This is a genomic window from Odoribacter sp. (assembly GCF_985060555.1).
Genome location: NZ_CFKYFN010000109.1, coordinates 1 through 25742, shown reverse-complemented (window position 1 = coordinate 25742; position 25742 = coordinate 1). Strand labels below are relative to the sequence as shown.

The following is a 25742-nucleotide window of genomic DNA, read 5'->3' as shown; positions in this document are numbered from 1 at the left end:
CCTTTCTTAAAAACGAATTTGTAATGAAGTTGTAAATGTCCTTGCAAAGGGATAATCCAATCCCCGTTCAGCTTTCATAGTCGATATCCGGAATAAATCAGTCATGTAGAAAGCCAATTTCAGATACTTGATACGAAGTGGTTCCAATAGCCGGGGATTAAATTCATAAGCAACATTCAAGGACGTCATATTCAAATAATTATTCTTTTGTACAAAACGGGAAGTCGGACGAGTAACCGAAGCATCTTTCACATCTTTAAAAAAAGTTTCGTCCCCCGGCTTATGCCATCGGTCATATAACACCCGCCGGTCACAATTATAATGTTTATCAGCATTTTCCACCCGATCTACCAAAGTTTGATTGTATGCCTTCTCTCCTAAACTATAATTCACATAAGTATTCAGAGAAAAACCACGGTAAAAAATGCCCAAGCCCAGATTTCCGTATAACCGGGGATCGGTCGTTGCCTCGGCAACATAGTCATCTGCATTCCAATCATAGGTTCTTTTGCCATTTTTATCTAAAAACAATTCTTTCCCATTCGCAGGATCGATACCCAATGAACGTACCACCCAAATTGTATTCAGCGATTGGCCTTCGACATAACGGGCCATCACTTTATTCTCTACCTGTTTGTCTTGCTCTTCATTAAAAGCTTTCAGTGAATTAGAGATTTTCTTCAATTTATTATTATTCTGGGCTCCGTTAACACTCAACATAATATTGAAATCTTCTTTTTTCACGACAAATCCCCGGAGAGTAAACTCCCAGCCTTCATTAACCACTTCCCCCAGATTTTCTTTATAAGAAGGAAAACCCAAAGAAGGAGGCAGAGTCACATCGGTAAGACTATTTTCAGACAGTTTGTGATAATAATTGAAAGTCAAGGTCAACCGATCTTTCCACATCCCCAGGTCCAGTCCGAAATTCTTCTGTACTGTACTCTGCCATTTCAGGTCATCGTTTCCTAAAGCCAGCATCTCGGCACCGCTACCGTAGCCATACCATTTGTCGGTAATAAACCGATAAGTCGTCATCGCCTGATAAGGATTAAAATTCTGCCCTCCGGTCACCCCATAGGAAGCCCGGAGCCGAAGTAAACTGACCCATTCCAGCTTTTTGAGAAATACTTCATTATGCAAGTTATATCCGACGCCGGCCGACCAGAAAACAGCCCAGCGTTTGTCGGCTCCGAACCTGGAAGAAGCATCTGCTCTAACCGAAAAGTCGGCGAAATAGCGATTGTCATATGTATAATTCAAATTCCCGAAAAATCCGGCCATTCGGCTCAACTCACTGTTACCGGTCGGTTTCTTTTCAGGATGATAGTCCAATCCGAACCCGGGATCATTCAACTCATCCGCAGGAAAACCCAACACACTATATCCATGCGAACGCAAATCCGTAGAAGAAACGTTATACCCACCGTTAAAAGTAACGTAGTTCTTCTTTACCATTTTGGTATAAGATACACCCAATACAGCTTCATATCCGATGCTTTTAGAGTTCACAACATCGTAAGTTCCCCGCCGGGCCATATCTTTCTCCCGTTTAAAATCCGTATGAAAGGGAGATTTAAATACCTCTTCTTCCTCATTCCTCACAGACACAGAAGCAGAAGCTTTTATCCTTAATGCGTCTGTTACCCACCAATCGATACTGAAATGATCGGTCAGAAGATTATAAACCGACTGATCTTTATTATTCAAAGTAGTATTCCACAAGGGATTATACACATCCACCCCCGGATCGTCCATGATATAAACATATTGTCCCTGATCGTCGCGATAGCGGTAATACGGATTCAATCGGGTATAGGAACTGAAGCTCCCATAAGGTGAATTGAAAGCTTTCACATAATCATACGCCAACTGGTTCCGGAAGGTGAACTGTTTCAACCGGTATTGTAAATCCACATCGATGGCATAACGGTCACGTCCGGATTTTTTCATTACCCCATCCGAAGGGTTCATATTCAGGTGAAAAGCATAGCGAAAAGCTTCGTTTCCTCCATCCAATGTCAGGGAATGCTGATGGGATATTGCATTCTGCAATGGCTGTGACAGCCAGTCAGTATCGTAACCTTGCTGAATATTCTTCAACCGCCGGTTATAAGCCTCATCGAAATATCCAAAATATCCTGCTGCCACCTCCAGGTCCAGTTTTTCGCGGGCATTCAGTAAATCATAATCTGATAAATCAGGTGTCGTCAGGCTCAGATTCAGTGCATAAGCCACATTGATCTTTCCGGGTTCAGGTGCCCGGGTCTCGATCACGACAACACCGTTCGAAGCCCGGGAACCATAAATGGCGGTAGCCGAAGCATCTTTCAGGATCGTCAGAGTTGCGATCCGTCCCGGATCGAGGTCGAACACTTTTTCCACGCTCATCTCAAATCCATCCACGATAAACACCGGCATATTCGGATCCCCCTCATACTCACTTCTGACATCGGGAATACTGGAAGCCCCCCGCAATTCAAACTTAGGCATTACATTGGGGTTAGAACCCGCCTGATTGTTATTCACTAACTTAAAGGAAGGATCCATCGAGGTGATGACCGAGAAAACATTCGTACTACTGATTTTTGCAATCTGATCTTGAGTGATCTGAGTAGCAGAACCTGTATAAGTTTTCTTGTTGGCACTATAATAACCGGTAACGACGACATCGCTCATCATCTCTACCTCATTCTTCATCACAATCTCCAAAAACGGCTGATTTTTATAAGCGATCTCCTGCTGCTGCATGCCCACGAACGACACCACTAAGATCAACGGATCGGTAACGGGAATTTCAAATTTGAAGTTTCCATTCACATCGGTAGCCACGCCAAAGGAGGTGCCTTTCAATTTGATTGTAGCTCCTGGTAAGGCTTGTCCTGCCTCATCTTTCACAATTCCCTGTACAACAATCTTAACTACCTGTTCTTGCTGGAGGTCTGATACAGAACGAATGACCACAAAATCCCGATCGATATCAAAGCGTACTTCCTGCCCGTCAAATATCTTTTTCAATGCTTCTTCAACAGAAACCGATTTCAATTCCACGCTTATTTTTTTATAAACATCGATGGCCGAATTATTATAAAAGAAATTCAAACAAGTCTGATCGGTAATTCGTTGCAATACCTGTTCGATAGTCGAATTTTCCATTTTCAAATCAATCGCGACATGCTGGGAATGAACTTTTGCCGAGACCTGCAACATGCCCAGCAAAACGAGTAATACTGTCCATTTCATTACAAATACCTTTTTTTTCAGCCATCCGTCTCCGAATAACCAGATACAACCTTTTTTTTTCATAACTTTGTCTTTTAGATTTACAATGTTCTTGTTTCATCGCTTACCGAAACAAGAATGAATGTGTGTAACCGGGAGAGTTGTGGGACTTTCCCGGTTATTTATTTTGCCAAAACAACAAAATCTTACCCTCACGCCTGTACTGCACCCGACTCGTCACTTCGATCATGTCCAGCAAATCTTCCAATGGTCTGAATTTCAGGATAGCTCCCGTAAAACACACTTTCCCGATTTCGTTATCAGCAAACTGTATTTCAACATCATACCAACGGGCAATCTGTTTACATATTTCGCCCAGAGGTGCATTTATAAATACAAATTTCCCTTCTTTCCAGGAAATATAGGGCTGTACGTTCACTTGTCTTTTCTGTATTTCGGACGAATCGCTTACAGCCTGTTCCCCCGGATAAAGCATCACCCCCCGATGCAGATAGTCGGAAAAAACCTCTACTTTTCCCTCCACCAGAGTTGTGTATAATTTCAATTCATCCGGATAGGCTTTCACATTAAAAGTAGTCCCCAATACTTTCACTCTCATTCCCTGAGTTTTGACAATAAACGGCAAAGCTGTATCAGGTTTTACCTCGAAGAAAGCTTCTCCGGTAAGTTCCACCACTCTTTCCCTGTCTTGAAAAATTTCAGGATAAGTTAAGCTGGACGCAGCATTCAACCAAACCCGGGTACCATCGCTAAGTGTCAGCCGATATTCTCCCCCTACCGGTACTTCCAATCTATTTTCCCGGACTCCTTCTATTGCTTTTTCTTTTGCCCGGTATCTTAATACCCTATTGGAGTCCAACCAAATATCATTCACTTCCGTACGCTTCAAATAAGTTTCCGCCATCTCCTCGCCCAATACTATTTTTTCCCCGGAAGCTAAATGCAAAATAGCCCGGGAGCTTCCCGCATCAACCCCATCTGTAACCTCGTCCAACCGATCGGCAAACCGGTAAGTTCCATAAATACCGAGCCCCAAAGCCACCAAAATCAAAGCAGCATATTGCCAGATCCTATGCCGTAATCTCTCCATCCTAGCCCGCCGGCTTTTCACCTTTTGCAAAGCCAGTTCTATATCGGGCTCAAAAACGATTTTCGCTTCTTTCGAACGAAGGGATATGGATTCGATTTCCTGAAACAAACTGCGATGTGCCTGATCTTCTGCAAGCCAGCATTGGAATTGTCGTTCTTCGGCCGTTGTCAATTCATGATTTAATTTCCGGACTATAAATTCTATTTCATCTTCAGGATTCCATTTCATACGTTCGACTCTTTTTATAATAGTACTAACGAATCCCAAAACAGGGTGAAAAGATTGATAATTTTAACAAAAAAATATTACACAATACTGAAAAGTAAATGGAGAAAAGCAGTTTATCGGCTGAAAAAATGCCGGCTTAAATAAAAGACGAGCAAGAGAGCATGGTAAGGACGTAATTTTTCTCTCAATATTTTATAAGCTATTTTCATCTGTGTTTTCACCGTATTGACCGAGAGATCCAAATAAGTGGCTACCTCCTGATATTTCATTTCTTCCAATACGACTAATTTAAAGATGACACGACACTGAAAAGGTAACTCTTCGATCATCCGGCGTATAATCTGTAAGCCATCGGAGTCAGAGGATATTTCTTCTGTATATGTTTTTCTCGAATCCACCTCATCCAATTTCACGTGTTCCTTTTTGTTTTTCAAAAAGGTATAACAGGCATTACGTACAGAGACATATAAATAATGATCCAATTGCTGGCTTTCGTCGATAAACTTTTTCCGGGTCCATATTTTTTCAAAAATTCCCTGCACCACATCTTCTGCCATCATCGGATCATTCAAAAAAGAACAGGCAAAACGACATAAATCCTGATAAAACAACCGAAACAAAGAATCGAAAGCAGATTCTTTACCTGCTTTCAATTCCCGTATTAAAATAGAATAATCTTGATTACGCATTATCTTTTCCCCAAGTCAGTACACAAAGATAATGATTTTATCCTATAGTGCTTTCCGGATTCGAACCAATTTCTCCAGCAATCCTTCGAGCAAATCCAGACGCAACATATTCGCACCGTCCGATTTCGCATTTTTCGGATCAGGATGAGTTTCGATAAAGATGCCGTCGGCTCCGACAGCTATTCCGGCTTTAGCGATGGTCTCGATCAACTGAGGTTGTCCGCCGGTCACCCCGCAACTCTGGTTGGGTTGTTGCAAAGAATGAGTAACATCGACAACGACAGGACATTGACATTCTTGCTGCATGATCTTGATTCCTCTATAGTCGACCACCAAATCCTGATAGCCGAAAGTAGTTCCCCGCTCGGTCACCATCACATTCTCGTTTCCGGATTCACGCACTTTATCGACAGCAAAACGCATGGCATCGGGAGATAAAAACTGTCCTTTCTTAATATTCACCATCCGGCCTGTTTTCGCAGCCGCTACCAGTAAATCGGTCTGTCGGCAGAGAAATGCCGGGATTTGAAGGATATCAACATACTCGGCAGCCATAACGGCATCTTCAGGACTATGAATATCCGTCACTACCGGTATTTGAAAATCTTTCCGGATCTTCGCCAATATTTTTAAAGCCTTTTCATCCCCAATTCCTGTAAAAGAATCCAAACGGGAGCGGTTGGCCTTTTTAAAAGATCCTTTGAAAACATAAGGAATCCCCCATTTATCGGTGAGCTCGGAAACATGTTCCGCTATCTTGAGTGCCATCTCTTCGCCCTCGATGACACAAGGACCGGCTAACAAAAAAAACATCTCTTGTCCAGTCATTTCATTCAATATTTTCATACATATAGGATTTTAGGGCCACACACCCATTTCAAGTTAATATTTCTTCTTCCACCAGGCTTTTAGCCGTTCCAATAGTTTCATTTCAGCGGCATTTTGCTGAGGTTTATAAAATATATGCTGTTTCAGCTCCTGCGGCATAAACTCCATTTCTACAAAATTACCCGGATAATCATGGGCATATTTATAATCTTTCCCATAGTTCAGCTCTTTCATCAGTTTGGTCGGAGCATTTCGCAAATACAAAGGAACGGGTAGGTTTCCGGTTTGTCTCACCGTCGCCATCGCTTCATCGATCGCCTTATAAGCCGAATTACTTTTAGGAGAGGTAGCCAAATAAATCACACATTCCGATAAGGGAATCCTGGCTTCGGGCATACCGATTTTATGGACAATATCGAAACAGGTATTGGCCAGCAACATCGCATTCGGATTGGCTAATCCGATATCTTCAGATGCGGAAATCAGCAAACGCCGGGCGATGAACTTAGGATCTTCTCCCCCTTCCAGCATCCGGGCCATATAATACAAAGCCGCATTCGGATCACTTCCCCGGATCGACTTGATCATAGCAGAAATAATATCGTAATGCTGTTCGCCGTCTTTATCGTACATCAACGGATTTTCCTGCAATTCTTTACGCACCGTATCGTTATCGATGAGAATTTCCGGTCCTGGCTGGGCATTCACCACCAATTCCAGGATATTCAACAGCTTGCGGGCATCCCCGCCACTAAAGGAAATCAGGGCTTCCTTTTCCTTGACAACGATATTCTTTTCTTTCAGATAAAAATCTGTCGTAACCGCACGGTCTATCAAGCCTTCCAGATCGGCTTTTTCCTGAGATTTCAGGACATATACCTGACAACGGGACAGTAAAGGCGAAATCACCTCGAACGAAGGATTTTCGGTCGTAGCTCCGATCAGGGTAACGGTTCCCTTTTCGACTGCGGCCAATAAAGAATCTTGCTGTGCCTTGGAAAACCGGTGGATTTCATCGATAAAAAGTATCGGATTAGGCGTATTGAAAAAACGCTGGCTTTCCGCTTTTTGTATCACTTCACGCACATCTTTTACTCCCGAACTAACGGCACTCAGGACATAAAACGGACGTTTCAGCTGTTCGGCGACGATCATGGCCAAGGTCGTTTTACCGACTCCCGGAGGTCCCCACAAAATAAAAGAAGAGACCACCCCGGATTCGATCATCTTACGCAACACTTTCCCTTTTCCTACCAAATGTTGCTGACCGATATAATCATCCAGCGTCTTAGGTCTCAATCGCTCTGCTAAAGGTTTATTCTCCATAAAAAATCCGTATCTTTTTACAAAGATACGGATTAAATCTTTCATTCTCCTGCATCCACTCTCATTTTTTAGAGGTGCCGCTCTCCAGAATACTCACAATAGAGAATAAACAAAAACAGATCGCTCCTAACCCGACCAATACCCGGGCCGGAACAAAAAATGCATTGTCATACAACCCTTCCTCAAACAGAAAGGCAGCTAAAAACAAACACAACAAAGCAGTCAGTACCGGAATCAACGGAATCCGGTTGGCTAAAGCAAAACTCTGTTTCCACACTTTGGCCAACAAAATTACTTTACTGGAGATGCTGAAACAAACCAATCCCAAGCCCATCATGATGAAACCGGTGGTATTGGCCACATTCCCGGCCATAGCAAGAATAACGACCAATCCCCAGATAAAAGCCACCGTTCCCATCACCAAAACCAATTTCGGCCAATTTTTACGGTCACTTTCTCCATAAGTATTCCGGATCTGTTTGGCGATACTGGCCACCAAAGCAATCAGGCTGGTACAAATACAAGCCAATCCTCCCATCACAGTACCGGCTACCAAAAAATAAGCCCCTTCACCGATCCGGGATAACAACACAATCGCCCAAACCCAGGCGGTCAAGGAAAACAATAAAGTCAAACCGATCAATACATTCTGTGTCATTACAGAAAAACCTTCTTTATTGACTTCATTCGTCGCATTAGCCGAATTGGCCGGTATTAAATAAAATTTTGTAGAAGAAGTTGCTGCTGTAGAAACGCAAGCTGTGATCAAACCGACTCCGGCCACGACATGGCCTGAAACAATGAAATTGGAATTTTCAGCAAAACCGAAAATCCAAATCCCCGATGCTATTGTTAAGAAAGCTACAACATATCCGAAACCGGGAATAATATATTTTAAAACCGTATGGAATTTATGGATCAATTGCCGGATAATAGTTGCAGCAGTCGCAAACAAAGCCAGACCAATAGCTCCCAGAAAAAAAACAACAGGTCCGGCAACCTGCCTGGCTCCATCGTCTCCATACAAAAAAATAAACCCGCCGAGAAAAAAACAAATAAATGCCATCACAACGGGAATTACCCGAAACAAAATACTGATACCGTGATTCATAATTCAATATTTGAAAATTAAACTCACACGGTATACGGAAAGCTCCGGATAAAAGTTCTTCGGTTATTTTGTATCGATTTATTAATGAACCGGTTCTATTCCAGCCCATCGCTAAATCGATACCTAAATATCTGATCCAATTTCTTTTATATCAAATCACATAAAGCAGCAGCTCCCGCAATAATTGCAGTCGTTGTATCGGCGACCGTCATGATAGAAGCATTGATCCCGTTGGCTTTCATATATTGACTGATCAAAGGCAGGAAATACTGTTCGGAAAGTACCATACCTCCTCCGATCACCAGCATATCGGCATTAAATCGGGTCATAAAGGGCACCATGATCTCTCCGAAAGAATTCGAAAATTCGCGGAAGACCTGCTCGGTCTCTGTTTTATATTTACCGGCCTGGTATAAATCGATCATTCCTTTCACCCCGTGAATCGCCTCTCCGGTCAATTCGGCAAAACGCTTTTCGAACCAGCGGGTAGAAACATAATCCTCAGCGATCACCCCACGGAACGGATAATTCCACAGTTCTCCTCCGATAGGCACTCCGGGGCCATAAGTAGCATAACAACCGTCTACGATAAAACAAGCTCCGAAACCGGTACCCAAAGTCACTCCGATCAAATGGCGGTCACGGCTTCCGTTCAATCTCCAGGCGCCCATACCGAAAGCAGCGGCATCGTTCGTAAATAAAATAGAAGAAGGCAGGATGCCTGTAACACGGCTCAACTCCTGACGGATATTCAGTCCTTTCAGAGAAGCGAATTTGTGATCGGCCATAGCGATCCCCTGCACAAAATCGAAAGGTGATGGCATAGCGACTCCAATTCCACGGATAATCTTACCTGCCGCTTTACCCATACACTCTTTCAACGCTTTTTCCCAAGCTGCCAGAATAATACCGGCACTTTGATTTTCAGCCACTTTAACTTCGGCATACGTATTTTCGATCAAACTACAGTCGCTCAAATTAACAAGCTGACAAGCAATGTGTGACCCTCCGATATCCACACCCAGCACATAAATATCTTCCATTATCTATTCTTTTATAAGTTTAGTAATTCATTGAAGTACAAATGTGAAAATTTATTTCCACATATCAAATTTCTATCCTTTAAATATTCAGCCGGTAATGATCCACCATTTCCAGCAAGGCAGCCCCATAACGTTCCGCGACCTTTTTCCCGATCCCCGGTATAGCCAGTAATTCTTTCCCTGTTGTCGGCAGCGTGTTGGCCACCCCCAGCAAAGCTTTCTGCTGCAAAACGGTATAGGCCGGCAATCCCAGACGCATCGCTTCCTCCTTCCGCCACAAACGCAAGGCATTGTATAATTTCGGATGCAAAACATCTTCTCCGACCTCCAGTTTTTCGGTGGTCTTCCTGGCCCGGGGTTTCGGTTTTTCCAATACAGCCTTCGCTTTCGCCATTAAATAGGCCTTCACTTCAAACCCTTCTTTCACAGCCTCCAGAGTCTCTATCTTCACCCCCACTTCCAACCTCAATTTTTCCAAAGCTTCCCCGACTGTTTTACGTACGTCTTTATTATCGATTTCGGGTTGTGCACTCTCTAAGAAAGCTACGATATGCCGGCCGGTCTGTTCGCTGAAGTAAGCAACTCCTTTAGCTATCCTTTCCCCGACCTGCCGATCGGTATCGTAATTTGCAGCCCCTTCGATCAGACGCTCCAGCTGCATCTGAAATTTTTCTCCCACCTCCGTCAATTCGCTATGACACAACTCCCTGACCTCCCGGCAACGCTTGGTTAACTCGGGGTATAATTTCCACAAATGTTCTCCGAATACCCAAGCTACATGTTGCAGGCGTTTAAGTACACCACTATAATCGAACAGTTCTTTCAACAACTGTAAATAATAGGCCCTGCGTGCATCTTCCAACTGCATCGGTCCGGGCTGATTCCGGGAAACTTCATCCGTAAAATGCTTCACCACCTGATCGTTGATCAGAGCCTCGGGACGTAAAGGTGTTCCCAAAACCAACCCTTCCAGACTTTTACACCGGCTCAAAGCGACATACACCTGCCCATGCGTAAAGGCAGCTCCCGCATTGACAATAGCTTTTTCGAAAGTCAACCCCTGACTCTTATGAATGGTAATCGCCCAGGCCGTTTTCAAGGGATATTGTTTAAAACTACCTGCGACAGTCTCTGAAATTTCCTGTGTTTCAGCGTTGATACTGTATTTGGTATTGGTCCACTCTTCCCGGGTTACTGTAATCGCGTCCTTTTCGTCCCCGCATCTCACCAGGATATTGTCGGCACTGATCGCTGTAATCCGTCCGATTTTTCCGTTATAATACCGCTTCTCAGCCGACGAATCATTCTTCACAAACATAACCTGAGCCCCTTTTTTCAATACCAAATGCTGATCTGTCGGGAAAGCATATTCGGGAAAATCGTCTTTCACCTCCGCCGAATAGGTATAAGCCCTTCCTTCAAGCGCATCCAGTTTGCGGTTATTGATCTGCTGAGCCTGGTAATTATGAGTTGTCAGCGTAATATATCCTTCGGAATCATCCGGATTGAATCCGGGTATATATCTGCTGTTCAAGGCCTTCAAGGTAGCCAGATCCACCTGGTTATCCCGGATCTTATTGAGTAAATGGATGAATACCGAATCCGACTGCCGGTATACGTGAGTCAATTCGATACACTGATACGCGACCGTCTGCAATGCTTTGCTGCAAAAAAAGAAAGGAGACGGATAAATATGCTTCAATATCCCCCATTCCTCTTCTTTCACGACAGGTGCCAATTGCTGCAAATCGCCGATCATCAACAACTGTACCCCGCCGAACGGTTTGCTCCGGTCTCTGTAGCGGCAGAGCATATCACTCACCGCATCCAACAAATCTGCCCTGACCATACTGATCTCATCGATGACCAGCAAATCCATGCTCCGGATAATATTGATTTTCTCCCGGCCGAATTTATGGTTAAACCGTTTCTCACCCGAGCAGTTTTCTTCGGTTCTACCCGGAACATAAGGTCCGAAAGGCAATTGAAAAAATGAATGAATGGTAACTCCCCCGGCATTGATCGCTGCCACACCGGTAGGAGCGACAACAATCATTCGTTTAGGCGAACGTCGCTTCAACTCCCGTAAAAATGTCGTTTTTCCTGTACCGGCCTTACCGGTCAAAAAAATACTGGTACCGGTATATTCCAGAAAATTAAAAGCAAGCTCTAATTGGGGATTCGTTTCCATATCGACGCAACATCATAGTGCAACAAAATTACGAAATTTAGGGCCATAGCCAAAAATAGTATTTCCAAAAGTGTGTAAATCTCAGTAATTTTTATTTTTGTAATGACGAATTTCAAAATTTCCGACAATTTTACGATAGTGTTCCCCCAATAGCTCATCCCCGTCCCCGTAGGCTATAAAAAAAGCCGGATAATATCCGGCTTTTAAAAAGTGAGCGAAAAACGGGACTCGAACCCGCGACCCCGACCTTGGCAAGGTCGTGCTCTACCAACTGAGCTATTTTCGCATAATTTCAAACAACTGTTTCGTTTTGACGGTGCAAAGATAAGTGGATTTTATATATTTCTCCAAATATTTTGACAAAAAAAATCAACTATTTTTTTATTTCTCTGATTATCAAGAAGCAAAAATCAGCCGATCCTCGTAAGGACCGGCTGACCACTAAAATCAAACTACCTACTTCACCTCAATTTGTCTGCTCACTTTATCTTTCTGCTCCTTTTTCGGCAAAGTCACTTCCAGGATACCGTCTTTATAGGCAGCCTGCGCCTTTGCAACATCATATCTCTCTTCAGGTAGTTCGAAACTCCGATGGAAAGAATAAGAAGTAAACTCCCTTCTCAGATATTTATCTCTGTCCTTCTCCTCTTTTTCTTCATTTTTCTCACCGGATATCGTTAAGATTCCATCTTTATAATCCAGATGGATATCTTCTTTTTTCATTCCCGGAACTCTCAGTTCCAAGGCGAGTTCCTTTTCATCTTCTTTGACATTCAATGCCGGAACACCTCTTCTGTCTTCAAAAGCGGATAATCCGGTATTCAAAAAATCATCCAGAAAATTAGAATAAAACGGTTTGATCTCACTATTTCTTCTTACCATATTCATTGCTTTCCTCCTTTCAATATTCAATTATTTTTCTGATTACACCCTCTTGTACGCCCAATCGATACAGTCAGTTTCGCCCGATTCATTAAATAATCGAAAATTGAAATTGAAAAACTGAAAATTAGCATATTTTATTGCCGTTTTCCTCATTATTCGTAACTTCGAAGCCCGTAACGATTTAAAAAGTTACATTTTAATTTTAAAATAATTTTATTTACAATATGGCTATTATAAAGAAATTAAACGGACATACCCCTAAATTCGGGAAAAACTGTTTTTTAGCCGATAATGCAGCTATTATCGGTGATGTGGAAATGGGAGACGATTGCAGTATCTGGTTCGGCGCTGTGCTACGCGGCGATGTACACTCCATCCGGATCGGTAATAAAGTCAATATACAAGACAATGCCACCATCCACGCCACTTATAAAAAATCGCCGACAAACATCGGAAATAATGTCTCTATCGCACATAATGCCGTCATTCACGGGTGTACGATCAAAGACAATGTCCTGATCGGCATGGGGGCCATCGTGCTCGACGATGCTGTGGTTGAAAGCAATACGATCGTAGCGGCAGGCAGTGTAGTCACTAAAGGTACTGTAGTGGAATCAGGCTGGGTATATGCCGGGACACCGGCCAAAAAAATGAAACAATTGGGGGAAGAGTTATTGAAAGGAGAAGTTGAAAGAATTGTGAATGCTTACTCGATGTATGCAAGTTGGTACGAAGACGAAAATCAGAAGGCCGAATAAAATAAACCATAAAAAACAAAGCATATGAGCGTAATAGTTTCTCCTTCGCTTTTAGCCGCCGATTTTATGAACCTGGGCAAAGACGTGGAAATGGTCGATCGGAGTAAAGCCGACTGGATTCATCTCGACATCATGGACGGCGTATTCGTGCCCAATATATCCTATGGTTTACCTGTTGTATCTCAAATCAAGAAAATAGCCCGTAAACCGCTCGATGTTCATTTGATGATCGTACAACCCGAAAGATATATCGAAGCATTTCACAAAGCCGGAGCCGACATCCTGACCGTTCACCTGGAAGCGTCTACCCATTTGCACCGTACGCTCCAACAAATCAAAGCTTCGGGTATGAAAGCCGGAGTCGCTTTAAATCCCCACACTCCTGTCAGCCTGCTCGAAGACATTATACAGGATATCGATGTGGTGCTGATCATGAGCGTGAATCCCGGTTTCGGAGGGCAATCATTTATCGAACATTCGCTCGAAAAGGTGAAAAAGCTCAAGGCACTCATCCAGGCTACCCATAGCCATACCCTGATCGAAATCGACGGAGGAGTAAATTTCGAAACCGGACGGGAATTGGTTACTGCCGGGGCAGATGCGTTAGTTGCCGGAAGTTTTGTATTCAAATCCGAAGATCCGGAAGCGACTATTGCAGGATTAAAGAACTTAAAAACGGAGTAGGGCTTAGAACACATATTCAAATTTGAACCTAGTATTTCAGTAAGATGGCAGAAAGTATTATTAAAATGGAGGGGGGAGTAATCCGCCAACAAAAAAACACCATACTCAAAAATGTCAATATCGATATCGCAAGCGGTGAATTTGTCTATTTGATCGGTAAAGTAGGCAGTGGGAAAAGTTCCTTCCTGAAAACTTTATATGCAGAATTGCCATTGGAATATGGGAAAGCTGAAGTGGCCGGTTTTCAATTAAAAAAAATCAAAAAATCACAGATCCCCTTGCTACGCCGGAAATGCGGTATTGTCTTTCAGGATTTCAAATTATTGATCGACCGGAATGTATATGAAAATCTGGAATTCGTCTTGAAAGCTACCGGCTGGAAAAATAAAAAAGCCATCAGGGAACGGATTGAAACCGTACTCACGAAAGTCGGTATGAGTGACAAACAAGCCAAGATGCCCCATCAGCTATCCGGCGGAGAACAGCAACGTATCGTACTGGCCCGGGCTTTATTGAATGCCCCTCCCCTGATCCTGGCAGACGAACCGACGGGTAACATCGACCCGGAAACCTCCTATCAGTTGGTGGAATTATTAAAAGAAATCTGTGACACCGGTAAAACGATTATCATAGCTACCCACCAATACGACCTGATCGAAAAATTCCCGGGGCGGGTATTCTGTTGTGAACACGGAGAACTTTACGAAAAGACTCCGGCCAAGGCTTGCGAATGTACAGAGGAAGTGCTTCCCTTACCCCCGATAGAAGAAATTATCCCCGGTCCCTCTTCTGAAGCCGGAACGATTGCCCCCCCCAATACGGAGGAGGTACCTGAAGATACAACTGCGGTAAATAGTGAGCCAGAAACAGCTACGATTGTCGAAGTAACCTCAGAAACGGTCAATCTCACAGAAACGCCCGAACAAGCGGCGTCAGAGATCGAAGATAAAAAAACAACCGAAGATACCACCGGGGATATCATGACCCTCATCGGCAAACTCGACTACCCCGAAATCACCGCCTTCGACTACGAGCTGGAGCATCTGCCCGAGCTCAAACCGGAAGATCAAGAAGTCGCAACCGAAGAAAATACAGACATCCCGGAAATTCAGGAGGAGCTTCCGGAGAAAAAAGGAAAGCAAAACCTGCCTCCGGCATTAGATGTCGAACTTATCGACTGAACAACCACTCCAGAGATTGTCCCGAAGTGAGATTTCCCACTTTCGGACAATCTTTGTTCAGATTTCCATTTTCTTTTTCAACCACGCTCTTACGGGTTCGTCATACAATTTCAGACAGGCATAAGCCATCATCACACAAAACGCTGCAATCAAAATAGTAGAAGGCCATACCGATGTCCAGGGCAAATGTCTCGGTGTAACCCAACTCCAATACAAATAGATAACCGGATAGTGAACGATATAAAGCGGATAAGAAATCTTTCCCATAAAATCACAACCTTTCGAAAACAGACTCCCGGATAACTTTCCGCCTGCTCCGAGCGCTACGATCCAAGGGAAGACAACGATCACACACAGAGCTTCATACAATCCATTCAACCAATAATGGTTTTCTCCTCCTAAACGAGGCATAGCCAGAACGATGAAAAGCAATACGCTACACTTTTCAAAAGCATATTTTGTCCGGATCAGGAAGCCGGTCAATCCCCGGAAACATAGCGTCGCTCCCGAAAAAGAAAAATACAGCTCCGATAAACATCCCCATCACCACCATCGGCTGCAACCGGATCAGACGACGCTTAAAAAAGGCACCGATAGTCATCTTATTCCAACGATCGTCGTAAGCATAACCGACCACAAACCCCGAAAGCACAAAGAAAAAATCAACGGCCAAATAACCATGATTGATCACCTGATCCAGGTGGCCGGACGAATGAGCTTCGAACAAATGAAAAAATACAACCAGAATAGCAGCAATACCTCTTAAACCATCCAGAATTAAATAATGTGGTTTAGCATTCAATTCAGTTCCCATTAAAAATCATTTTTCAATTTACATTTCACCAGCACAGCTCCTCCTTTTCCTCTGGCCGGGAGATACGGCATCCCCCCAAACTATCATTCCGGCCATACCCCAAAACAATGTCCGTATAAGCTTCGAATTTAATCTTCTGTTTTCAGCCGGACTTCGGAATCACCGATCTCGATCAGTCTTTGTTTCAGTAAAGTCCCCAAAGCCTTTTTATAATTTTTCTTACTACATCCGAAGACCTTGTAGATTTCCTCCGGCTCACTTTTATCCGAGAGGTCCAGAATGCCACCGTAATCTTTCAATTTTTCAAGCACCATACCGGCCAAACCTTCTATTTTTGCATATCCGGGCAGCTGCAAGGTTACATCGATTTTTTCGTCTTCCCGCACTTCCTTAATATATCCTTTCATTTTTTGGCCGATCTTCAGCGGCTGAAAAATTTCATTATTATAGATCAATCCCCAATGCATATTATTCACAATCACATTGTATCCCAGATCCGACTTCCGGGCGATCAACACTTCTACTTCCTCGTGGGGTTCGTATTCCGGGAATACCTGATCCAGGTACTTATCGATCTTCGTCGAAGCGACAATCCGGTCGGACGCTTTATCCAGATAAGCATACACCAAATAGGATTTCCCTTCTATCATCGGATCGCGCTGCTCCCGGAAAGGCACCAGCAGGTCCTTCCGCAATCCCCAATCCAGAAAAGCCCCGACAGGACTAAGAGCTACCACTTTCAGGAATGCAAATTCGCCGACCATTACATGGGGATGTTCCGTCGTTGCAACAATCCGGTCCTCCGAATCGAAATAAACAAAAGCCTTCACTTCATCGTCCGGGAAACAATTGGCCGGGACATATTCTTTCGGCATGAGGATCTCACCGCGTTCTCCCCCATCCAAATAAACTCCAAAATCGACGATTTTAACTACCGTCAAAGTATTAAATCTTCCTATTTCAACCATGGCTAAATTAATTGAACGTTTTACTCCTGCTACCTGCGGCAAATATAAAGAATAAAACTCAGAATAATTTAAATCCCCGGAATGTTAATCCGCAGCTCTCCGATATATTTACCGTATATACGAGCAGAACATACGTAAAAAAAAAACCCGACGGTAACACAAACCGAGCGAGAGGAGTGACAAACAGAAAATCCCTACAGGCACCTTTCCGGAGAAGGCTCAGGCCTGATCGGCCGTTGCAGTGACCATAAAAAAGCGCCCGCAGGGTTTATGAACTTTACAGACCTTACAAACTTTTTATTTAAACGCCTTTTCGGATAATCCGGGCCCGTTCAGTTTCAATTTTTCAAAATATTCCGGAACAGGACGTCCCAGCAATTTGTCGACATACATCCGGGCAATATACTGCGAAAGCATGAATCCGTGTCCACGCATTCCGACGAACAGTCCCAATTCAGGATCGACAATATAACGGGGTTCGGTGTAATATCCGGCCCATACCGCTTGTATTCCTACGCCGGCCAAATCGGGAATCCATTCGGAGAACATCTCGCTGACGATTTCCAAAAAAGCTTTTGTATTTACTTTCAGATTCTTATCGATACGCATAGCGTCGAGTTTCGGCGAAGCACAACCGATAATCTGGCCGGTATAGGCAATCTGTTGACCATAAACCGCAGAAAAACCTTTGTAATCCTGCCGGTCGATCAACATATCCAGATTCGTCCCATGTTTACCTAACATCGGTAAACGGCGGGTAATGAAAGCCTGATGGCGTACAGGATACAATCCGGCATCTATTCCCATACTATCGCACAATTTACCGGCTCCGCTCCCCAAAGCATTTACAAAATGTTCGGTACGATACTCCACATATTTTTTATCGTGGGTCTGTACCAAAACACTGGTATATTTCCCCTCCCGGCAAGCTTCGAGCACCCGGCAATCCTCCATGACCGTCCCTCCGGCAGCTATTCCCAGATTACGTACCAGGTCTACTACTTTTCCGGGAGTCGCCTGCCAGCAATCCTCCGATACCAAGGCCGAAATATATTTTTTAGGATTAGCATTAAAATATGGAGAAATCTCTTCCCGGAACTGCTTCGGAGCGATCATTTCCGCTTTCGACCAGGCTTTGCTGGCTTCCAGTGCTTTATAAGTCTCCTCATCGTGCGCAAAACTGATGTACCGGATAGGTTTGTAATCGATATTGGACAGATATTGTAATTCTTTAAAAATATGATGATTCTGAGCCGCTATTTCTGCCAGTTCGGGTAAAGAGAAGGCCGTACGTCCGCCGCCGATATTTCTCCACGACGATCCCCGGTCGGCATTCACCAATATCGGATTCATACCTGCCTCTGCCATATAACGGAACAACGAGCTTCCGGCAATACCTCCTCCGGCAATCAAAGCACTGACTTCTATCTTCTTGAAGGTATCCCGATTGGCTACCAGATAAGTATCTCCTTTTTTAGCAGGTGCGATCTCACCCAAGGTCAATTGATTCGACAGCGGAGCCCGGGGAGTGGCATCTCCGACCAATTCGATTCCTCTGCTGCGAAGCGCTGTCCGCAAACGGGGAATACACCGTTTACCACGGCAGGGCCCCATGCCCAGGTGGGTCGTATGTTTGATTTCATCTATCGAAATAAAGGTCCGGTCCCCGATCACTTGCAATACTTCTTCCAGTTTTACATCATCACAATGGCAAATATAGGTGGGCCCTGCTGTATCTTCCAACAAAGGTTTCGGCTGCAAAGGTTCCGGGTAATTGTCTTTCACAACGAATCCCCTGACCCGCGTCAGGGCATCCCCTTGTATTGTCAGGGATTTTACCCGGGCTACATTCGTTTTATTCGGTTTATGCAGAATCTTTTCGATCTTTCCTTCTCCCAGTATCTCCCCGTTATTGTTCACCAGATAGACTTCCGCCCCTTCATATGCTTCATATTCAATCGGTAAGAAAAGATTGTCTTTCCGTAGATCATAACCGAAAATAGCCAGTCCGGGACACTGATAAACGCATTCCATACAACCGATACACTTATCGTAATCGATTACCGGCACCGTGGAAGTCGAAGTTTTGGTAATCGCACCATGCGGACAGGCAAAGGAACACGGGTTACAAGCAAAGCCATACAGGCAATCCGCCTGTACGAATCCCCGGGCCAGCCGTCTGGATTCTTCCGGCAAACGGGGTTCTTCCAATACTTTCACCGGATGTTGCTGCGAATCGATGTATTCTTTGGACAACAAAAGGTAATCGTCATAATCCAGCCGTACACCTAGTTCCATCATAATCTGCATCGCCGTATGCCGTCCTTTCAGTACCGCACTGGTCCCTTCACCGATCCGGATCGCATCCCCGGCAGCAAAACAACGTCCGCCGAACACCTCTTTTCCTTTGGTGAGCAACTGATTATCCGGGATCAATCCGGTACAAATATTGATAACATCGATTCCTTCGATCACCTTTTCCGTACCCGGAACCGGACGGAAGTTTTCACACCGGGCGATCACCGCACCGACGATACCATTATGTTCTTTATTCGGGATTGCCTTCAACAGCATATGCGAAGTCAGAATCGGAATAGCCAAACGCCTAACCCGGTTGGCCTGAACCGGGAATCCCCCTTCCCGGGGCATCGCTTCCAGAATAGCCTTGACACGCACTCCGGCCTGCATCAGCTGGTAAGAGGTCAGGTAACCGATATTACCGGCACCGATCGTCAGGACGTTTTTACCCAATAAGGTCAACTCGCTGTTCATCATTTTCTGCACGACAGCGGCAGTATATACCCCCGGCAGGTCATCGTTCTCGAAAGCCGGCATAAACGGCACGGCACCTGTTGCAACAACCAGGTAATCCGCATCGACAAAAAATATCTCCTCGGTCTGTATATTTTTCACGGCCACCCTTTTCCCTTCGAGCAAATCCCAAACCGTAGAATTCAGATAAATACCGTCGGTATTTTCTCCGGCCAATGTCCTGGCTATATCGAATCCACGCATCCCACCAAAACGTTTTTCTTTTTCGAAAAAGAAAAACTGATGGGTTTGCATAGTAAATTGTCCTCCTGTCTTATCGTTATTATCGATGACGATATTATCTACACCATATTTATTGAATTCTTCCCGAACAGCAAGTCCTGCAGGTCCAGCCCCGATAATCACCACCGTCGTACGCAAAATTTTCTTTTTATCGGCTACCGGTTGTTTTACCTTTCTGGCCATAAAATCTTCGGTCACTTCCCGCACTTCCTTCACTCCATCCACTTTCGTAATACAAATTCGCCGGATTTTTCCATCCACCAACATTTCACAAGCCCCACATTTACCGATACCGCATTCCAGCGAACGTTCCCGCCCGTCCAGACTATGACTATGCACCGGAAAGCCTGCCCGATGCAATGCCGCAGCTATCGTATATCCCTTCTCTCCTTCTACCTCCTGCCCGTTATATTTAAAGATGACTTTATCCCTCACCGGGACTTCCAACACCGGATGTTTTTTAATTTTTGACATAATAACTGGTTTTAGATTAATAGCATGGGCAATTTAAAAGAAAAGAATAAAAAAAAAGCTGACTTTCGTCAACTTTCCTGAATTTTGTATACCGGTATGACAGGCATTTCAAATTTCCATGGGCAAACTAGTAGCTACTTTTTCAAACTCAAAATATCCTTCCACCCCTTGTCCGTCTTTACTTACTCCTTTAATCGTATTGTCATCGACCAATAGCCCGAACCAATGATCCAACTGATAGGTTATCGGAAACTCCGAATGAATGATGTCGAACTCGACGGCTTCCAGTCGCACTTTACGTCCTTCCAGTTCTCCTTTTAAAAACTCTTGTATCATATAAGAACTCTCTCCTTCGACTTTATCCGTAAACACGATCCTGCCGGCCAGCGTTTGTCCTTTCTGTTTCAGGTAAAGCTCACCTTCAGCGACACCGTAGCCGTAATTCTCGATATATCTCCATTTCCCTGTCAAATCCATCTTTTACCCCCTATTTCTGTTCTCTCCCTTTTGCTTCCTGCCAATAAACCTCCATCTCTTCCAGGCTCATATCCGATAAATTTTTTCCTGTCTCTTTCGCTTTATCTTCCACATAACCGAAACGGCGGATAAATTTCCGGTTTGTCTTTTCCAATGCATTCTCGGGATTAATACCGTATAAGCGGGCTACATTGATAATCGAAAACAAAAAATCCCCGAATTCCTGCTCCATCTTTTCCTGGTCGGCTTTCGCTATTTCTGTCTCGAACTCTTGCAGTTCCTCTTTTACTTTGGTCCATACCTCCTCCTTTTGTTTCCAGTCGAACCCGGCTCCCCGCGCTTTGTCCTGTATACGATAAGCCTTTACCAAAGCCGGCAATGACACGGGAACCCCTTCCAATACCCGGTGTTTCCGCCCTTTTTCCTTCAATTTCAACTGCTCCCAATTTTGCAATACCTCTTCAGCACTATCCACTTTCACCTCGCCATAAATATGAGGATGCCGGTATTTCAATTTCTCACAGATACTATTCAGCACATCGGTGATGTCGAAAGCTTCTTTTTCACTGCCTATCTGGGCATAAAATACGATATGCATCAACAAATCCCCCAATTCTTTCTTCACTTCGGCCATGTCTCCTGTCAGAATAGCATCTCCCAGTTCATACACCTCTTCGATCGACAAAGCCCTCAACGATTCCATCGTCTGTTTTCTATCCCAGGGACACTCGACGCGAAGTGTTGCGATCACTTCCAGTAATTCGGCAAAAGCCTCTTTTTTCTTTTCCAGATCTTCCATAAATAACTAGTCAAAGAGGTTATCTCTACCTCCTTCCGGGACAGCTTACCCGACAGCCTCATGCATTTCTCACCAATTCGTGGCTGCAAAAATAACGTATTTTTGTGATTAAAAAAAATCGGTATCTGCCCTCACATATCATAAAAAAGGTAGTACCTTTGTTATATTTATTGAAGATTGCATGATTGAGAAAAGAATAAGTATAGGGAATATAGATCCCATTGATTTCTACGGAGTTAACAATTCAAAATTCAATCTATTAAAAGAGTATTTTCCCAAACTGAAGATCACAGCCCGGGGAGATGAAATTATTATCCAGGGAGAAATCAACGATATAGAAATTTTAAATACTAAAATCATTGCTTTACTCGAGCACTACCACCGTTATAATATGCTCACGGTAGCGAATCTGAAACGGATCATCCTGGAAGATCATGTTGTCGCCGATCCGGAAGATACCGAATCGGTGATTTTATACGGGAATGCCGGTAAAGCGATCCGTGCCCGTACCTCCAATCAGCGTAAACTGGTAGAACTGGCCAGAACCAATGATTTATTGTTCGCTACCGGTCCTGCCGGTTCGGGTAAAACCTATACAGCGATCGCCCTGGCTGTAAGGGCTTTGCGTAATCGTGAAGTGAAACGGATCGTGTTAAGCCGTCCGGCTGTCGAGGCCGGTGAAAACCTGGGATTCCTGCCCGGAGATATGAAAGAAAAGGTAGATCCTTATCTTCAGCCTCTATACGACGCCCTGTCGGACATGATTCCGCCCAAAAAGCTGGAAGAATATCTGGAATCCGAAATTATCCAAATAGCTCCGCTGGCTTATATGAGAGGACGCACGTTAAACGACTCTTTCGTAATCCTCGACGAAGCCCAGAATACGACCCGCAATCAGTTGAAAATGTTTTTAACCCGAATGGGGATCAGTGCAAAATTTGTAATCACCGGTGATATGAGTCAGATCGACTTACCCCGGCGTGGAGATTCGGGCCTCATTCATGCTTTCAAAATCCTGAAAGACATCAAGGGCATCGCTTTCGTGGAATTTAATTCCGACGATATCGTACGTCACCGGCTGGTGAAGGATATTGTAAAAGCTTACAATGAAGAGCAGGAAGAACGGCAAGGAAAGAATGAAGAATAAATAGATTAAATTTTTAATATAATTTCTATGGATGCTATTGTAAAAACAGATTTCTGTTTCCCGGGACAAAAAAGTGTGTACAAAGGGAAAGTGCGTGACGTATATGATATCAATGATGAATATCTGGTCATGGTGGTTTCAGACCGAATTTCGGCCTTCGACGTCATATTGCCGGAAGGAGTGCCTTACAAAGGGCAGGTATTGAATCAAATCGCATCTAAATTCCTGGATGCAACCGCAGATATCGTTCCGAACTGGAAAATAGCCACACCGGACCCGATGGTTACTGTCGGACATAAATGCGAACCGTTCAAAGTAGAAATGGTGATCCGGGGTTACCTGACCGGAAGTTCCTGGCGGGCTTATAAATCCGGAGAACGTACCCTTTGCGGTCTGCCCTTACCCGAAGGAATGAGAGAAAATCAAAAATTCGACTCTCCTCTGATCACTCCCACGACAAAAGCCGATGAAGGTCATGACGAAAATATTTCCAAAGAAGAAATCATCGCTCAAGGCTTAGTTAGCCGCGAAGATTACGAGCTGATGGAAAAATACACCTATGCCTTATTCCAACGCGGGACAGAAATTGCAGCCGAGAAAGGATTGATTTTGGTAGATACCAAATATGAATTCGGAAAGAAAAACGGTCGGATTTACCTGATCGACGAAATCCATACACCGGATTCTTCCCGTTATTTCTATGCAGAAGGGTATGAAGAACGTTTCGCCAAAGGTGAAAAACAAAAACAATTATCCAAAGAATTCGTTCGTGAATGGTTGATGGATAACGGCTTTCAGGGACAAGCCGGACAAAAAGTACCGGAAATGACTCCCGCAGTAGTTGCCGGAATTACCGATCGTTACATCGAATTATATGAACACATCACAGGCCAGAAATTCGTAAAAGCCGATTCTACCCATGTGCTGAAACGAATCGAAGACAATGTCAACGCTTGTCTGAAAACTTTATAAACCAACCGCTTACCGTCAAAAGAGGGGTTCTGTATGCAGGACCCCTGTTTTACTACCACCGGCCGGGCAAATCACATTATTTCACCACAAAGCCGGAGAAATCGTTGCTCAAAAATTTTTTCAATTCCTCGGGACTCACTTTTACTTTAAAACTTCCGTCTTTAAAGAAAGTGATATTTCCGGTTTCTTCGCTCACGACAACCACATAAGCATCGCTCACCCCACTGAGTCCCAAAGCAGCCCGATGCCGCAATCCCATACTTCCGGGAATATCCCGGCGATCGGAGACCGGAAGAATACAACGGGCGGCTAAAATCTTATTTTCATTGATGATAACGGCTCCATCGTGTAAAGGCGTATTCTTGAAAAAAATATTTTCAATCAATTCATCGGTCACCTTCGCTTTCATCATGACCCCTGTCTGGGCATAATTGTACAATTCGGTATTTTGCTGAAAAACAATCAAAGCCCCCGTCTTCGAAGCCGAAAAATTCACACAGGCCTCGACGATAGCATCCGATACATCTTCCTTGATCACAGGCTTGGCAAACAATTTCTCCAGATTGAAAATATTCTGCAAATTATATTTACTACCCACCAGCAATAAAAACCGGCGGACTTCCTGTTGAAAAACGATCAGCAGGGCGATCATTCCCATACCGAAAAACTGCCCCATAATGGAGGTGATCAGCTCCATATTCAACGCCCTCACCAACAACCAGGCCACATAAAACGTAAAAATTCCGGCAAAGATATTAATCGCTACCGTCCCCTTCACCAAACGATAAATCTGATAAAAAATAAAAGCAACGATCAGAATATCCAGTATATCGAAAAAGCCGAGCTTGATAAATAACAACATAGGTCCTTAAACTTATTTCACCATACAAATCTAAATAAAATTTCAGAATATACGGTACATTCTGTATCTTTGCCGTAATGAAATTACAAAATAGGATCAGAACACATTAAAACTTTTTATTATGCGATATTTTATGACCCTTCTATTTGTGCTCCTCGCTTATGCAGTATTTGCACAAAACGACCCGAAAGCAAAAGAAATATTGGATAAAGCAGCTGCAAAATTCAAAGCTTACCCGGCAGCAGAAATCGACTTTACCCTAACGATGGAAAACCCCAGCGAAAATATCCATGAAATGCACGAAGGAAAAGCCTGGATGAAGGGAAATCTTTATAAACTCAACGTGATGGACGTTGAAAACTATTACGACGGGAAAAATATCTATACCTATATGCCGGAAGTACAGGAAGTCAACATCAAAAATCCCAATGAAGAAGAAGAAGAGATGTTGAATCCGACGACACTTTTCGATATCCACAACCAAGGATTCGACCAAAAACTGGTCAGCACGGGCAACGACATAACCTACATCGAACTTTTTCCTACAGATAAAAGCCGTAACTTTACAAAAATCGGTATCTGGGTAAATCCGGCCACTTCATCGATACAAAAAGTAACCTCTTTCGGCAAAGACGGAAACAATGTCCTGATCACAATCAAATCCATCAAACAAAGTTCACCCGTACCTGCCGATTCATTCTTTAAATTCGACCCGGCTAAACATCCGGAAGTAGAAGTTATCGATCTCAGATAAAAATTTTATCCCATATAAATTACAGTATTTACATATTATTTATACCTATAATTTAGACTTATTTTTTCTATACCGTTCCGATTCTGAACTGCCCCCCCGAAAAGTTGGACAGATTACATTAACCTATTATAGAATCACGGGGACGGGGCAATTGTGCGAAAATT

Annotated in this window: 21 protein-coding genes, 1 tRNA gene and 1 pseudogene; 6 read left to right on the top strand and 17 right to left on the bottom strand. The window is 43.8% G+C overall.

The window, feature by feature from the left end; translation table 11 throughout:
- Positions 1 to 6 precede the first annotated feature (6 nt).
- From AC5RDS_RS14770 to AC5RDS_RS14725, 10 genes are all read right to left on the bottom strand, one after another.
- Positions 7 to 3306: a SusC/RagA family TonB-linked outer membrane protein gene (locus tag AC5RDS_RS14770; RefSeq protein ID WP_046402909.1), complete on the bottom strand. Its 3300-nt coding sequence runs from the start codon at positions 3304 to 3306 to the stop codon at positions 7 to 9.
- Positions 3307 to 3400: 94 nt separating this feature from the next.
- Positions 3401 to 4561: a FecR domain-containing protein gene (locus tag AC5RDS_RS14765; protein ID WP_087381935.1), complete on the bottom strand. Its 1161-nt coding sequence runs from the start codon at positions 4559 to 4561 to the stop codon at positions 3401 to 3403.
- 113 nt (positions 4562 to 4674) lie between these two features.
- Positions 4675 to 5250 (bottom strand): RNA polymerase sigma-70 factor, encoded by a 576-nt coding sequence (locus tag AC5RDS_RS14760; protein ID WP_087381938.1) that lies wholly within the window; start codon positions 5248 to 5250, stop codon positions 4675 to 4677.
- Positions 5251 to 5292: 42 nt separating this feature from the next.
- Positions 5293 to 6096 carry a 3-deoxy-8-phosphooctulonate synthase gene (kdsA, locus tag AC5RDS_RS14755; RefSeq protein ID WP_013610604.1) on the bottom strand — a complete coding sequence of 268 codons (804 nt, stop codon included), beginning with the start codon at positions 6094 to 6096 and terminating at the stop codon, positions 5293 to 5295.
- Positions 6097 to 6132: 36 nt separating this feature from the next.
- Complete coding sequence (locus AC5RDS_RS14750) at positions 6133 to 7404, bottom strand: replication-associated recombination protein A (protein WP_046405364.1); 1272 nt, start codon at positions 7402 to 7404, stop codon at positions 6133 to 6135.
- Positions 7405 to 7465: 61 nt separating this feature from the next.
- Positions 7466 to 8515: a DUF2776 domain-containing protein gene (locus tag AC5RDS_RS14745; RefSeq protein WP_087394673.1), complete on the bottom strand. Its 1050-nt coding sequence runs from the start codon at positions 8513 to 8515 to the stop codon at positions 7466 to 7468.
- 146 nt (positions 8516 to 8661) lie between these two features.
- Positions 8662 to 9558: an ROK family protein gene (locus AC5RDS_RS14740; RefSeq protein ID WP_022161212.1), complete on the bottom strand. Its 897-nt coding sequence runs from the start codon at positions 9556 to 9558 to the stop codon at positions 8662 to 8664.
- A 79-nt stretch (positions 9559 to 9637) separates the two neighbouring features.
- Positions 9638 to 11749: an HRDC domain-containing protein gene (locus tag AC5RDS_RS14735; RefSeq protein WP_493592248.1), complete on the bottom strand. Its 2112-nt coding sequence runs from the start codon at positions 11747 to 11749 to the stop codon at positions 9638 to 9640.
- Positions 11750 to 11962: 213 nt separating this feature from the next.
- Positions 11963 to 12035: transfer RNA gene (locus AC5RDS_RS14730), tRNA-Gly, on the bottom strand.
- A gap of 170 nt (positions 12036 to 12205) precedes the next feature.
- Positions 12206 to 12631 carry an Hsp20/alpha crystallin family protein gene (locus AC5RDS_RS14725; RefSeq protein WP_228026195.1) on the bottom strand — a complete coding sequence of 142 codons (426 nt, stop codon included), beginning with the start codon at positions 12629 to 12631 and terminating at the stop codon, positions 12206 to 12208.
- A 227-nt stretch (positions 12632 to 12858) separates the two neighbouring features.
- Here AC5RDS_RS14725 and AC5RDS_RS14720 point away from each other — a divergent pair, with 227 nt between their 5' ends.
- The 3 genes and pseudogenes from AC5RDS_RS14720 to AC5RDS_RS14710 all read left to right on the top strand — a co-directional run.
- Positions 12859 to 13392, top strand: a complete 534-nt coding sequence (locus AC5RDS_RS14720) for a gamma carbonic anhydrase family protein (RefSeq protein WP_013610596.1) — start codon at positions 12859 to 12861, stop codon at positions 13390 to 13392.
- 24 nt (positions 13393 to 13416) lie between these two features.
- Positions 13417 to 14076 carry a ribulose-phosphate 3-epimerase gene (gene rpe / locus AC5RDS_RS14715; RefSeq protein ID WP_013610595.1) on the top strand — a complete coding sequence of 220 codons (660 nt, stop codon included), beginning with the start codon at positions 13417 to 13419 and terminating at the stop codon, positions 14074 to 14076.
- A 44-nt stretch (positions 14077 to 14120) separates the two neighbouring features.
- Positions 14121 to 14768 (top strand): annotated as a pseudogene (locus AC5RDS_RS14710) (cell division ATP-binding protein FtsE); the annotation flags it as partial.
- Between the two features lie 546 nt (positions 14769 to 15314).
- Here the strand turns inward: AC5RDS_RS14710 and AC5RDS_RS14705 are convergent.
- From AC5RDS_RS14705 to mazG, 6 genes are all read right to left on the bottom strand, one after another.
- Positions 15315 to 15689, bottom strand: coding sequence for an acyltransferase family protein (locus tag AC5RDS_RS14705; protein ID WP_394370372.1), 375 nt, complete (start codon positions 15687 to 15689; stop codon positions 15315 to 15317).
- 13 nt (positions 15690 to 15702) lie between these two features.
- The gene (locus tag AC5RDS_RS14700; protein WP_394370371.1) at positions 15703 to 16071 is read right to left on the bottom strand and encodes an acyltransferase family protein; all 369 of its coding nucleotides are present in this window, start codon (positions 16069 to 16071) and stop codon (positions 15703 to 15705) included.
- 128 nt (positions 16072 to 16199) lie between these two features.
- Positions 16200 to 17039, bottom strand: a complete 840-nt coding sequence (locus AC5RDS_RS14695) for a CvfB family protein (RefSeq protein WP_013610593.1) — start codon at positions 17037 to 17039, stop codon at positions 16200 to 16202.
- A 297-nt stretch (positions 17040 to 17336) separates the two neighbouring features.
- Positions 17337 to 20567 carry an FAD-dependent oxidoreductase gene (locus tag AC5RDS_RS14690; protein WP_013610592.1) on the bottom strand — a complete coding sequence of 1077 codons (3231 nt, stop codon included), beginning with the start codon at positions 20565 to 20567 and terminating at the stop codon, positions 17337 to 17339.
- Between the two features lie 108 nt (positions 20568 to 20675).
- Positions 20676 to 21044, bottom strand: a complete 369-nt coding sequence (locus AC5RDS_RS14685) for a hypothetical protein (protein WP_022160668.1) — start codon at positions 21042 to 21044, stop codon at positions 20676 to 20678.
- A gap of 10 nt (positions 21045 to 21054) precedes the next feature.
- Entirely contained in the window at positions 21055 to 21843 is a 789-nt protein-coding gene (gene mazG / locus AC5RDS_RS14680) for a nucleoside triphosphate pyrophosphohydrolase (protein ID WP_494222388.1), read from the bottom strand.
- A gap of 181 nt (positions 21844 to 22024) precedes the next feature.
- Here mazG and AC5RDS_RS14675 point away from each other — a divergent pair, with 181 nt between their 5' ends.
- Both AC5RDS_RS14675 and AC5RDS_RS14670 read left to right on the top strand, forming a co-directional pair.
- On the top strand, positions 22025 to 22990 hold the full coding sequence (locus AC5RDS_RS14675; RefSeq protein ID WP_013610589.1) for a PhoH family protein: 966 nt from the start codon (positions 22025 to 22027) through the stop codon (positions 22988 to 22990).
- Positions 22991 to 23017: 27 nt separating this feature from the next.
- Positions 23018 to 23962, top strand: a complete 945-nt coding sequence (locus AC5RDS_RS14670) for a phosphoribosylaminoimidazolesuccinocarboxamide synthase (protein ID WP_013610588.1) — start codon at positions 23018 to 23020, stop codon at positions 23960 to 23962.
- A gap of 76 nt (positions 23963 to 24038) precedes the next feature.
- Here the strand turns inward: AC5RDS_RS14670 and cdaA are convergent, their stop codons facing one another.
- Complete coding sequence (cdaA, locus tag AC5RDS_RS14665) at positions 24039 to 24824, bottom strand: diadenylate cyclase CdaA (RefSeq protein ID WP_013610587.1); 786 nt, start codon at positions 24822 to 24824, stop codon at positions 24039 to 24041.
- Between the two features lie 121 nt (positions 24825 to 24945).
- Here cdaA and lolA1 point away from each other — a divergent pair, with 121 nt between their 5' ends.
- Positions 24946 to 25578 carry an outer membrane lipoprotein periplasmic chaperone LolA1 gene (lolA1, locus tag AC5RDS_RS14660; protein WP_022160673.1) on the top strand — a complete coding sequence of 211 codons (633 nt, stop codon included), beginning with the start codon at positions 24946 to 24948 and terminating at the stop codon, positions 25576 to 25578.
- Positions 25579 to 25742: the final 164 nt, after the last annotated feature.

Coding starts and splice junctions, on each gene's coding strand:
- lolA1 (WP_022160673.1), top strand. CDS start 24,946: ATGCGATATTTTATGACCCTTCTATTTGTGCTCCTCGCTTATGCAGTA.
- AC5RDS_RS14745 (WP_087394673.1), bottom strand. CDS start 8,515: ATGAATCACGGTATCAGTATTTTGTTTCGGGTAATTCCCGTTGTGATG.
- AC5RDS_RS14765 (WP_087381935.1), bottom strand. CDS start 4,561: ATGAAATGGAATCCTGAAGATGAAATAGAATTTATAGTCCGGAAATTA.
- AC5RDS_RS14675 (WP_013610589.1), top strand. CDS start 22,025: ATGATTGAGAAAAGAATAAGTATAGGGAATATAGATCCCATTGATTTC.
- AC5RDS_RS14720 (WP_013610596.1), top strand. CDS start 12,859: ATGGCTATTATAAAGAAATTAAACGGACATACCCCTAAATTCGGGAAA.
- kdsA (WP_013610604.1), bottom strand. CDS start 6,096: ATGAAAATATTGAATGAAATGACTGGACAAGAGATGTTTTTTTTGTTA.
- AC5RDS_RS14670 (WP_013610588.1), top strand. CDS start 23,018: ATGGATGCTATTGTAAAAACAGATTTCTGTTTCCCGGGACAAAAAAGT.
- mazG (WP_494222388.1), bottom strand. CDS start 21,843: ATGGAAGATCTGGAAAAGAAAAAAGAGGCTTTTGCCGAATTACTGGAA.
- cdaA (WP_013610587.1), bottom strand. CDS start 24,824: ATGTTGTTATTTATCAAGCTCGGCTTTTTCGATATACTGGATATTCTG.
- AC5RDS_RS14700 (WP_394370371.1), bottom strand. CDS start 16,071: ATGGGAACTGAATTGAATGCTAAACCACATTATTTAATTCTGGATGGT.
- AC5RDS_RS14695 (WP_013610593.1), bottom strand. CDS start 17,039: ATGGTTGAAATAGGAAGATTTAATACTTTGACGGTAGTTAAAATCGTC.
- AC5RDS_RS14725 (WP_228026195.1), bottom strand. CDS start 12,631: ATGGTAAGAAGAAATAGTGAGATCAAACCGTTTTATTCTAATTTTCTG.
- AC5RDS_RS14760 (WP_087381938.1), bottom strand. CDS start 5,250: ATGCGTAATCAAGATTATTCTATTTTAATACGGGAATTGAAAGCAGGT.
- AC5RDS_RS14735 (WP_493592248.1), bottom strand. CDS start 11,749: ATGGAAACGAATCCCCAATTAGAGCTTGCTTTTAATTTTCTGGAATAT.
- AC5RDS_RS14685 (WP_022160668.1), bottom strand. CDS start 21,044: ATGGATTTGACAGGGAAATGGAGATATATCGAGAATTACGGCTACGGT.
- AC5RDS_RS14750 (WP_046405364.1), bottom strand. CDS start 7,404: ATGGAGAATAAACCTTTAGCAGAGCGATTGAGACCTAAGACGCTGGAT.
- rpe (WP_013610595.1), top strand. CDS start 13,417: ATGAGCGTAATAGTTTCTCCTTCGCTTTTAGCCGCCGATTTTATGAAC.
- AC5RDS_RS14770 (WP_046402909.1), bottom strand. CDS start 3,306: ATGAAAAAAAAAGGTTGTATCTGGTTATTCGGAGACGGATGGCTGAAA.
- AC5RDS_RS14690 (WP_013610592.1), bottom strand. CDS start 20,567: ATGTCAAAAATTAAAAAACATCCGGTGTTGGAAGTCCCGGTGAGGGAT.
- AC5RDS_RS14740 (WP_022161212.1), bottom strand. CDS start 9,558: ATGGAAGATATTTATGTGCTGGGTGTGGATATCGGAGGGTCACACATT.